Below are 1,370 nucleotides of genomic sequence, written 5' to 3'. Positions count from 1 at the left end.
ATAATCTTAAATTGTCTTAAATAATCAGGATTGACAATTTTAAAAGTATATGTTATAGTGTATGTTAAATTTTAAAATTCAAAAATAACATATACTTTTTAACATAGGAATATTAAACAATGATTATTGTTAATGATAAGCAACTTAAAACTTTAATTGTAAAAAAAAGAACATACATTAAAGATGCGTACACCAAAAATCTCTACATCGAAGCAAAAGATTCGCTAAAAGGTACTATTATCTTTTTTTATTTTAGATATAGGCTAAACAAAAAAATACAAAGCATTAAAATAGGAAAATACCCAACAACTACATTGTCAAGTGCAAGAGAAAAAGCAAATATTTTTAATGATATGTTAGCGCAAAAAATTGACCCCAAAGAACAAATTCAAGATAAAGGTGTAAAAAAATCAAAAACCGTAAAAGAAATTTTTCATGAATGGAGTCAAGTTTTTTATAAAAATAATACTTCTTATAATTTATCGAAGAGATTAGAAACTCATATTATTTCTAAATACGAAGACAAACATATTAATGAACTTGCCAAAAATGATATACTTCTTGTTCTTGATAAACTTTATGTAGAAGGTAAACTCGAAACTATAAAAAGAGTCTTCTTGGGTTTAAAAAAAATGTTAATGTATGCCATAAATAAAGAATATATAGAAAATAGCAATATTTTAACTTTGGACATGAAAGCTCTTTACGGCTCGCCTAAAAAACAAAATCTTAGAGCTATCACAAAAGAAGAAAGATTTAAAGAGTTGCTATTAGCAATAGAAAATTATAATGGAAGTATATTCACAAAAGTAGCCTTGCAAATCAGCCCATATCTATTTTTAAGAAGTGCTAATATCAGAAATTTAGAATGGAGTGAAATAGATTTCAAAAATTTAAAAATAATTATACCTGCAAATAAAATGAAAGGGGGTGAAGATTTTATCATACCATTAAGTGAAAGCGTAATCAAGTTGTTTGAATTTATCAAACCTTTTTCATTCCACAATTCAAAATATGTTTTTCCAAGTGATATAAGCAAATCCAAAACTATGAGTGAAAACACATTAAATCAAGCCATCAAAAGATTAGGCTTTGGCGATGAAATGGTTTTTCATGGTTTTAGAACAACAGCTTCAACCTTGCTTTATGAGTTTAAAAATTTGCATGGACAAGATAGTGAAGTTATAGAGTTATGCTTAGATCATCGAGAAAGAAATAATGTTAAAGCTACTTATAATAGAAGTTTAAGACTAAATGATAGAAAACTCTTAATGCAATATTGGAGTGATTATATCGACAAATTAAAAGGAATAATATGAAAAACAAATATTTAAAAGAAGCATTCACTCGGGGGGGGGGTTGAGTTTTTT

At 26.4% G+C, this 1,370-nt stretch carries 1 protein-coding gene; it reads left to right on the top strand.

Going from position 1 to position 1,370, the window contains the following annotated elements:
• Nucleotides 1–119: 119 nt before the first annotated feature.
• Nucleotides 120–1,319 carry a tyrosine-type recombinase/integrase gene (locus tag CCO88_RS08890; protein ID WP_002840322.1) on the top strand — a complete coding sequence of 400 codons (1,200 nt, stop codon included), beginning with the start codon at nucleotides 120–122 and terminating at the stop codon, nucleotides 1,317–1,319.
• The last annotated feature ends 51 nt before the right edge of the window (nucleotides 1,320–1,370 follow it).

It is taken from the genome of Campylobacter coli LMG 9860 (genome assembly GCF_000254135.1).
GTDB lineage: Bacteria > Campylobacterota > Campylobacteria > Campylobacterales > Campylobacteraceae > Campylobacter_D > Campylobacter_D coli.
The sequence above is the reverse complement of the archived record's forward strand: the minus strand, read 5'-3'. Positions and strand labels throughout refer to the sequence as shown.